8 protein-coding genes are annotated in these 7,928 nt (G+C 72.5%); 3 read left to right on the top strand and 5 right to left on the bottom strand.

The annotated features are described in order from the left end of the window. Positions 1 to 266 precede the first annotated feature (266 nt). Positions 267 to 1,130 (bottom strand): bifunctional hydroxymethylpyrimidine kinase/phosphomethylpyrimidine kinase, encoded by an 864-nt coding sequence (gene thiD / locus EXE46_RS08195; RefSeq protein WP_137687931.1) that lies wholly within the window; start codon positions 1,128 to 1,130, stop codon positions 267 to 269. A 129-nt stretch (positions 1,131 to 1,259) separates the two neighbouring features. Between thiD and EXE46_RS08190 the strand changes: the two genes are divergently transcribed. Beyond that, entirely contained in the window at positions 1,260 to 1,919 is a 660-nt protein-coding gene (locus EXE46_RS08190) for a DsbA family protein (protein WP_137687930.1), read from the top strand. Positions 1,920 to 1,928: 9 nt separating this feature from the next. Here EXE46_RS08190 and EXE46_RS08185 read toward each other — a convergent pair whose 3' ends face one another. The 4 genes from EXE46_RS08185 to EXE46_RS08170 form a co-directional block, all read right to left on the bottom strand. After that, positions 1,929 to 2,732 (bottom strand): phosphatase PAP2 family protein, encoded by an 804-nt coding sequence (locus EXE46_RS08185; protein ID WP_137687929.1) that lies wholly within the window; start codon positions 2,730 to 2,732, stop codon positions 1,929 to 1,931. Further along, the gene (locus tag EXE46_RS08180; protein WP_137687928.1) at positions 2,729 to 4,627 is read right to left on the bottom strand and encodes an ABC transporter substrate-binding protein; all 1,899 of its coding nucleotides are present in this window, start codon (positions 4,625 to 4,627) and stop codon (positions 2,729 to 2,731) included. Before EXE46_RS08180 ends, EXE46_RS08185 begins: the two co-directional genes overlap by 4 nt. 138 nt (positions 4,628 to 4,765) lie before the next feature. Then, complete coding sequence (locus EXE46_RS08175; RefSeq protein WP_137687927.1) at positions 4,766 to 5,959, bottom strand: hypothetical protein; 1,194 nt, start codon at positions 5,957 to 5,959, stop codon at positions 4,766 to 4,768. 154 nt (positions 5,960 to 6,113) lie between these two features. After that, entirely contained in the window at positions 6,114 to 6,416 is a 303-nt protein-coding gene (locus EXE46_RS08170; RefSeq protein WP_137687926.1) for a hypothetical protein, read from the bottom strand. A gap of 162 nt (positions 6,417 to 6,578) precedes the next feature. Between EXE46_RS08170 and EXE46_RS08165 the strand changes: the two genes are divergently transcribed. Both EXE46_RS08165 and EXE46_RS08160 read left to right on the top strand, forming a co-directional pair. Continuing rightward, positions 6,579 to 7,010: an HIT domain-containing protein gene (locus EXE46_RS08165; RefSeq protein ID WP_137687925.1), complete on the top strand. Its 432-nt coding sequence runs from the start codon at positions 6,579 to 6,581 to the stop codon at positions 7,008 to 7,010. A gap of 77 nt (positions 7,011 to 7,087) precedes the next feature. Further along, positions 7,088 to 7,918 carry a CpsD/CapB family tyrosine-protein kinase gene (locus tag EXE46_RS08160; protein WP_137687924.1) on the top strand — a complete coding sequence of 277 codons (831 nt, stop codon included), beginning with the start codon at positions 7,088 to 7,090 and terminating at the stop codon, positions 7,916 to 7,918. Positions 7,919 to 7,928: the final 10 nt, after the last annotated feature.

Below are 7,928 nucleotides of genomic sequence, written 5' to 3'. Positions count from 1 at the left end.
TTGAAACGTATCGAGAACTGGTCTGTTCGATCTTTCACGACTACGCCGATCGGATAAGCTTCGCAAAGTCATGGATTGATCGCTTCTTATCTATTCAAAAGTTATGACTATCACTATCGGCGTCTCGAACGACAACGAGCGTCCGGCCACCTCGCGACTGGGGCTTCGGCGGTGTCCGTGTCGATCGGTGACTTACAGACAGCACTGACGCAGTACAGCCGAGCGACTGGGGCTTCGAGAGCCTTCGCGTCGGTCTAGTCGACGACTCACTCCCCGCCCAACACGGTCGGATTCACGGCGCCCGGCCCTTCGCCCACGTCGTACCCGCACCGGACCGCCTCGGTCATCTCCTCGACCGCGACCCCGACCGCTCCGCGGAGCGCCTCCCCCCGAGCCAGCCGCGCCGCGATCGCGCTCGACAGCGCGCAGCCGGAGCCGTGCGTCGCGTCCGTGTCGATCCGGGGCGTCTCGAAGCGGTCGACGGCCGGCCCGCTCGCACCTCCTCCCGCGCCCGCTCCGCGAACGAGCGTGTCGACGACGACATCGCCGTCGGCCGACTCGCCGTCGACCGAATCGCCGTCGAGGTGCCCACCCTTCACCAGCGCCGCGTCCGCGCCGAGCGCGACCAGCTCGCGGCCGGCCGCTTCGGCGTCGGCGGGCGTCTCCACGGGCTCGCCGGTCAGCACCGCGGCCTCGTCGGCGTTCGGCGTGACGAGCGTCGCGGCCGCGATCAGGTCCTCGTAGGCGTCCTCGGCGTCGGGCGAGAGCAGCCGGTCGCCCGTCGCCGCGACCATCACTGGATCGACGACGAGCGGAACTTCGGCGTCCGCGACCAGCGTCGTCACCCGCGCGACGGTCTCGGCGGTCGCCAACATCCCCGTCTTCACCGCCGCGACGTCGAAGTCGTCGGCGACCGCCGCGTACTGGCTCGCGACGTGGTCGGCCGGGAGCGGGTGGACGTCCTCGACGCCGCGGGTGTTCTGGGCGGTCGTCGCCGTCACGACCGCAGTTCCGAAGACGCCGTGCGCGCGCATCGCCGAGAGGTCCGCCTGAACGCCGGCCCCGCCGCCGCTGTCGCTGCCGGCGATCGTCAGCGCGACCGGCGGATCGATCGGGTCGTACTCGGTCATAGTCGGTGGTACAACTCGATTATATTAATTGGTGATGGTCGGCGGCGGCCGGCCGTCCGCACGACGGCCCTTCGGTCGCCGCCTGCCGTCGCCGAACGACCTTTTCGGCTCCGCGGCGTAGCGGGGGGCATGGCAACCGACTCCGACGCCGCGACCGGGCCCGACGGGCGCGAGGCGATCACCGTCTACTCCGACTACGTCTGTCCGTTCTGCTTCCTCGGACGACGGTCGCTCGCGAACTACCAGGAGACGCGCGAGGAGCCGCTCGACATCGACTGGCACCCGTTCGACCTCCGCGCCGGACAGCGCGGCCCGGACGGCGAGATCGACCACGACGCGGACACCGGGAAAGACGACGAGTACTACGAGCAGGCCCGCGAGAACGTCCGCCGGCTTCAGGAGGAGTACGGGGCCGACGAGATGGAGCTCGAACTCGCGACCGACGTCGACTCGCTGCCCGCGCAGATCGTCTCGGTCCGCGTGCGCGAGACCGCGCCGGACGCGTGGCTCGCGTTCGACGAGGCCGTCTTCGACGCCTTGTGGCTGGAGGGCCGCGACATCGGCGACCGCGACGTGCTCGCCGACATCGCGGCGGAGACCGACGGGCTCGACGCCGAGGTCGTCGACGAGGCGCTCGGCGACGACGACCTCCGGGAGCGCGTCACCGACATGTTCGACGCCGCGCGGCGGCGGGGCGTCACCGGCGTCCCGACGTTCGCGTACGACGGGCACGCCGCCCGCGGCGCGGTCCCGCCGGAACAGCTCGAACGGCTCGTGGAAGGCGTCTGAGCGCGGCCGTCAATCGTCCCGCGGCTCCACGAACCGATGCGCGAGCGCGACGGAGCCGAGCGCGAGCGCGACCCCGGCGACGACGTCGGTGAGCCAGTGGATCCCGAGGTACATCGTCGCGACGACGACCGACAGCGAGAGCGTGACCGCGACCGGCGTCCACCGCGGGTACTCCTCGCGGGTCAGCACCGCGAACGTCCCCACGGTGACCGCGAGCGAGGTGTGAAGCGACGGGAAGACGTTCGAGTTCACGTTCACCTCGCTCGTCAGCGCCATCACCTCGGGCCGGGTCGCGAACAGCAGCGGCGTCACCATGTCGGGCATCACGTTCCGCGGACCGTGGGCGAATATCGCCGTGTACAGCGCCAGCCCGATGGCGTAGTTGAGCGCGTACGCGACGAGGACGCGCCTGAGCGTCACGGTTCGGGGCAACGCGAGGGACGCGATCACGGGGAACGCGAGCAGGAACGCGTAGCCGTACACGTACACCCACGAGAAGTACGCGGTCAGCGCGGGCGTCGCGAACGTCGCCTGGACCCACGCGACGAATCCGCCCTCTAGCCCGTAGATAAACGCCGTCGCCTGGAGGCCGAACAGCTCCGAGACCGCCTGAAGAGAGCTCCGGCCGACCACGCTGGCGAACAGCACGACACAGAGGACGGCGACGGCCCGGCGCGCGTCCCAGACCCGTCCCCGCAGCCCGCCCCGCGCCTCGCGGAGGCGAACGGGACCGATCACCGCGACGCTCGCGGCGACCAACATGAGGCCGACCCACGCCACGACCGACGTGAGAACCGAGAGGAACGGCGTCATTGCCCCCGGGAGAGCAGCCGCCCCTCGTCGTCGAACCGGTACCCGATGTCCCGAAGCGCTGCCCGGGCGGCCTCGACGTCCAGCGATCCCCCGTCGTCGAAGAACGGGTGGACGGGGTCCGTCTCGCGACCGTCCCACGCCAGCGACGACGGGACCGCGTCGGGCGACGCCGCGAGCGGAGAGGTCGCCGCCTTCGCGTATCCCTCGAAGGCGTCGTCGACGATCGCGGACTTGTCGATCAGCCGCGCGATCACCGCTCGGAACCGGGGGTTCGACAGCGGGCTCCGCCGCGCGTTGTACCCGACGTGGTAGAACGCCGCCGACCGGCCGCTCACCAGTCGCGTGTCCGCCGAGCGGCCGATCCGCGGGACCGACTCCGGACCGAGGTTCGAGACGGTGGCGTCCGCGAGCCCCTCGGCGACCGACTCCGCGGCCGAGATGTCCGACGGCAGCACCTCGACCCGGAGCCGGTCGAACGCCGGTTTGCCGTGGTAACGGGGGGGAACTCCCGCACGCGGGTCCGCCGCCGTTCCGGACGCGTCCGCGTCGTCCCCGGACGCCGACCGGACGAGGAAGTGGTCGGGGTTCCGCTCGAAGACGACCGACTCGCCCGCGGTCGCCTCGACAAAGCGCAGCGGTCCGCTCCCGACCGGGTCGGCGTTGTTCGAGACGATCGCCTCCGTCGTCTCGAAGTCGAACTCGAAGCCGGCGATCGTCGCCGCGTCGGTCCGGTCCGACCAGACGTGTTCCGGGATGACCGGCACCTGAAGCGCCCGCGCGGCGACCGCGTCGTTGACGTCCGGCACGGTGAGCCGGACCGTTCGGTCGTCGAGCGCGCGCTCGTTCTCGACGAGGGAACTCCGGCCGCGGAACCGCGGGGTCGGAACCGCCGTCTCGACGCTCCCCATCGAGGTGTCCCGGAGGAACGCGTAGGTGAACGCGACGTCGTCCGCCGTCACGGGCTCGCCGTCGTGCCACCGGGCGTCGCGGAGGGTCACGTCGACGGCGTCGTCGTCGACCCGCTCCCAGTCTGCCGCCAGCCACGGAACGGCCGATTCGCCGTCCACGCGGACGAGCGGATCGTACAGCAGCCCGGTGAACGTGCCGTGTCTCCGGTACTCCGCGGCGATCGGGTTCCAGTTCTCCGTGATCCGGTCGTCGGTCGTCACGAGTCGGAGGGCGGCTCCGTCCCCGTCGTCGGCGTTCGCGTCCGATGCGTTCGCGTCCGACGCGGTCGCGTTGCCGCCGGTCGAGCCGGCGTCTCCCGCCCCGTCGTCGGAGACCCCGTCGAGTTCGAGGAGCCCGGCGGCCGACACCGGCTGGCGGTCCGCCGTCCACCCCGTGAACCGACGCTCCTGAACGGCGGTGAGCGCGTCGGGGAACGCGACGACGGAGAACGGCTGAAGCTCGCATATCGCCTCCTGAAGCGCGGCGACGGCGTCGTCGCGCTCGCTCCCCGCGGTCCGGCGCTGTTCCGCGAGCAGGTCGTCGACAGCCATCTCCGTGAGACCGAAGGGGTTCTGCCACCCCGGCTCCGCGACGAACCGCGAGTGGGCCAGCCCGTACAGCGCGTCCGAATCGAACGGCTCCGTCTCCACGAACTGCTCGACGTAGAGGTCGAAGTTCTGGTTGATCAGCACCTTCCGCCAGAGGTCGGTCTGTCCGACGGTGTTGAGCCGCACGTCGATACCGACCGCGGTCAGGTGTTCTTCGAGCTGCCTCGCGATGCGGATCCCGTTGGGGTCGCTGTCGGCGGGCGTGGCGTTGAGCTCCAGCGTGAGCTGCGAGTGCGGGTCCCGGCCGGCGATGTTCTCCGTGCGACCGAGACAGCCGGCGCTGGCGGCCGCGAGGCCGAATCCGGCGAGCGCTGCGCGTCGGCTGATCGGTCGCGTCATCCGTTCGTCTCCCTCTGTTTTCTGTCACCCGGTATATCTCTTCTGTGCTGGTACCGCCGCGGGGCGGCGTATCGGGCGGTCCGACGCGGGACAGCCTGTCGGGCGGTCAGACGCGGAAACGCCGACCGCACGGCCCGCTCAGATCGCGTCCGCCAGCGGGAGGACCAGCCCGATCGCCCACGCCAGCAGCCCGACGGCGGCGACCGGTCGGTCCGCGGTCGCGCGCCCGATGGCGACGACGCCGAGCGCGCCGAGGAGCGCCACTCGGTGGACGATGAGGTCGGGCGGAACCGCCGCCCCGAGCGCCGCGAAGTCGGCGACGAAGCCGGCGCCGAGGCCGACGACGACGGCCACCGAGGCCGCAGCCGGGTCCGACCGCGGCGCGCGCCGGACGACCAGCGCGGGTACCCCGAGCCCGAGGACGAGGTACAGCGGCGCCGCGATCGACTTCGGCGAGACGCCCGGCAGCGCCGCCTCCAGCGTCACGCCCGCGACGCGGACGCCGACGACGACGGCCCCGAGCGCGAGTCCGAGCGCCGCGGCCGCGGCGTGTCGTCCCGCGTCGGCGCGGAGTCGACGGAGGAGGTCGACGGCCGCCTCGCGGGTCCGGCTCCGGAGCAGCGCTCCCGCCAGCGCCGCGGTCGCCGCCAGCTCGATCACGGAGAGCCAGCCGTCGCTCCGGCCGCCGTCGATGCCGCGGTACTCGCGTCGCACGTCGGTCGCGCGGTCCGACTCGACGAATTCGCCCTCCAGCCGCGTCGCGGGGGCGTCGATGTCGGGGACGGTGTGGCGGAGGCGGAACCAGTCGTAGTACTCCTCGTGGGCCTGTATCGCGGTGTAGGCGCCGTCGGGGGACTCGTACGCGCGGAGGTGGTCGCGGATCCCGAGGTAGCTCCCGTCGTGGAGCTCGAACGTCTCCGTGAGCCACGCACCGCCCGAGGGGCCCGCGACGTACGAGTAGCGCAGCGAGCTGTGCGCGTCCCGCCAGTCGCGGGCGACGAACTCGCGGAGGTGGTCGCCGTCGCCGACCGTCGCCGCGGCCTCGTCCGGGTCCGTCTCCTCCCAGTCCGCGACCGAGTCGCCCTCGATGGCCGCTCGCGTCGCCGCCGCGTCGGCGTGAAACACCACGTTGATCGCGAGCGTTCGCCCCTCAACGGTCGTGGTTCGGCTTGTGTACGGCCAGAGCCGGTAGTCGCCGTCGACCTCGATGAGGCGGTCGTCCGCGACGTCGTCGACGGCCGGCTCCTCCGTCGCGCCGCCGACGAACCCGGAGAGGACGAGGGCGACCCCGACGACGGCGAGCAGGGCGACGACGACGGCTGCCCGGTTCATGCCCCGGACGTGACTCCCGGGAAACAAACGTGTTCGGGTGGGGTTACGGGGTGTCCGGACGGCGTGGTCGGGGCGGGGGGTGTCCAGATGATCCCGTCGAGGCAGGGCGTCCGGACACGCTCGTCGAGGTGGGCCCTCGCGTCGGCCTCGGCGGTCACCACGTCTCGACGAAGCCGTCGCGGACGTCCTCGGCGCAGCCCTCGCAGTCCGGATGGCCCGACTCGAAGCAGGCGGGACGCCCCTCGGCGTCGACCGACACGGCCCGGCGCTCCGCGTGGCGACGACAGACGATCTGGGCGCGGCCGGAGTCGTCGGTCGGGAGGTCGAACCGGGCCGCCGCGGCCGCGTTCCCGTCGGGATCGTCGCGCCCCTCGGCGTAGGCGCGTCTGGCCTCCTCGAACTGCTTGCCCGCCTTCCGGAGCTGCTGGCGGATGACGCGTTCGAGCCGGTCGTCCATACCGTCCGTTTCGGCGCGGCGGATATAGGTCCGTTGGCGGACGGGCGGCAGTCGTCGGCTTCGCACCGCGGGTCGCCGAGAACCTTCGCACCGCGGGCCGCCGAGCACCCACGAACCGCGGGTCGGGAAACCTTGATGAGACGCCCGAGCGATCGCTCGGGTATGTCCGACGACTGTATCTTCTGTTCGATCGTCGCCGGCGACATCCCGGCGCGGACCGTCTACGAGACCGACTCGGTGCTGGCGTTCCTCGACGCGAACCCCCTCGCGCGGGGCCACACGCTCGTCATCCCGAAGTCGCACGCGGAACACGTCGGCGACCTCGACGCCGACCTCGCGGGCGACCTGTTCGACGCGGTTGCGTCGCTCACGCCCCGGATTCAGGACGCCGTCGACGCCGACGGCGCCAACGTCGGCGTCAACGACGGCGAGGCGGCCGGGCAGGAGGTGCCGCACGTCCACGTCCACGTCGTCCCGCGGTTCGAGGGCGACGGCGGCGCGCCGATCCACGCCGTCGCTGGCGAGCGCCCGGACCTCTCCGACGACGAGCTGGACGCCGTCGCCGAGGACGTCGCGGCCGCGATCGACGGGTAAGAGACGCGAGAGAACGGCGCGCCGCGCCGCCGCCCGGCTTCGCTCTTTTTACAAGCGACCTCCGGCGAGGCCGACGCATGAACGCGACGACGCTCGCGCTCGTCGGGGCGACCGGCGGCGCGGGGACGACGCGGACCGCGGTCGAGCTGGCGGCGATGGGCGCGCGCGACGGCGAGGACGTCGCGGTCGTCGACGCCGCGTTCACGACGCAGGGGCTCTCCGAGTACGTGAACGGGCGGATCGATCCCGACCTCACCGCGCTCCTCACCGACGACCCGGACGCCGCGCTGTCGGCGGCGGCGTACCCCGTCGCCGGGACCGACGGAGACGCGGAGCGCCCCGGGAGCGGCGGCGGATTCCGCGACGGCGAGCGCGACGCGCCGGACCTGCCGGGGCGGGTCGACGCGATACCCGCGAGGGCGCCCTTCGAGCGCGTCGCGCGGGCGAAGACGGCGGAGGCCGCCCGGAAGCTGGAACGGCGGATCGACGAGGCGGCGACGACGTACGACGCGGTGGTCGTCGACGCCGCGCCGGTCGGGTCGAACGAGGCGGTCGCGGCCGCGACGAGCGTCGACCGCGCGGTCGCGGTCAGACCGGCGACGGTCCACGGGCGCGACGCGGCCCAGCGGCTCCGCGGGCGGATCGCCGACGTGGGTGGAAGCCTCGACGCGACCGTCGCGGTCGAGCGGGGCCGAACCGACAACGCGAGCGACGAGAACCGCGACGGCGGCGATGCCGGCGTCGTCAGCGTCCCGGCGACGGAGCCCGCGGTCGCGGCCGCGCCGACCGCGGCGACCGGAGACGGCGCGTACGCGCGAGCGATCGCGACCGCCTACGAGACCGCGTTCGACGCCTCGATCGGCGTGGAGTTCCCGGAGCCGGGGCTCGTCGAGCGGTTCATGCCCTGAGTCGCGCACG

It is taken from the genome of Halorubrum sp. GN11_10-6_MGM (genome assembly GCF_005435165.1).
In the GTDB taxonomy this organism is placed as follows: domain Archaea; phylum Halobacteriota; class Halobacteria; order Halobacteriales; family Haloferacaceae; genus Halorubrum.
The sequence above is the reverse complement of the archived record's forward strand: the minus strand, read 5'-3'. Positions and strand labels throughout refer to the sequence as shown.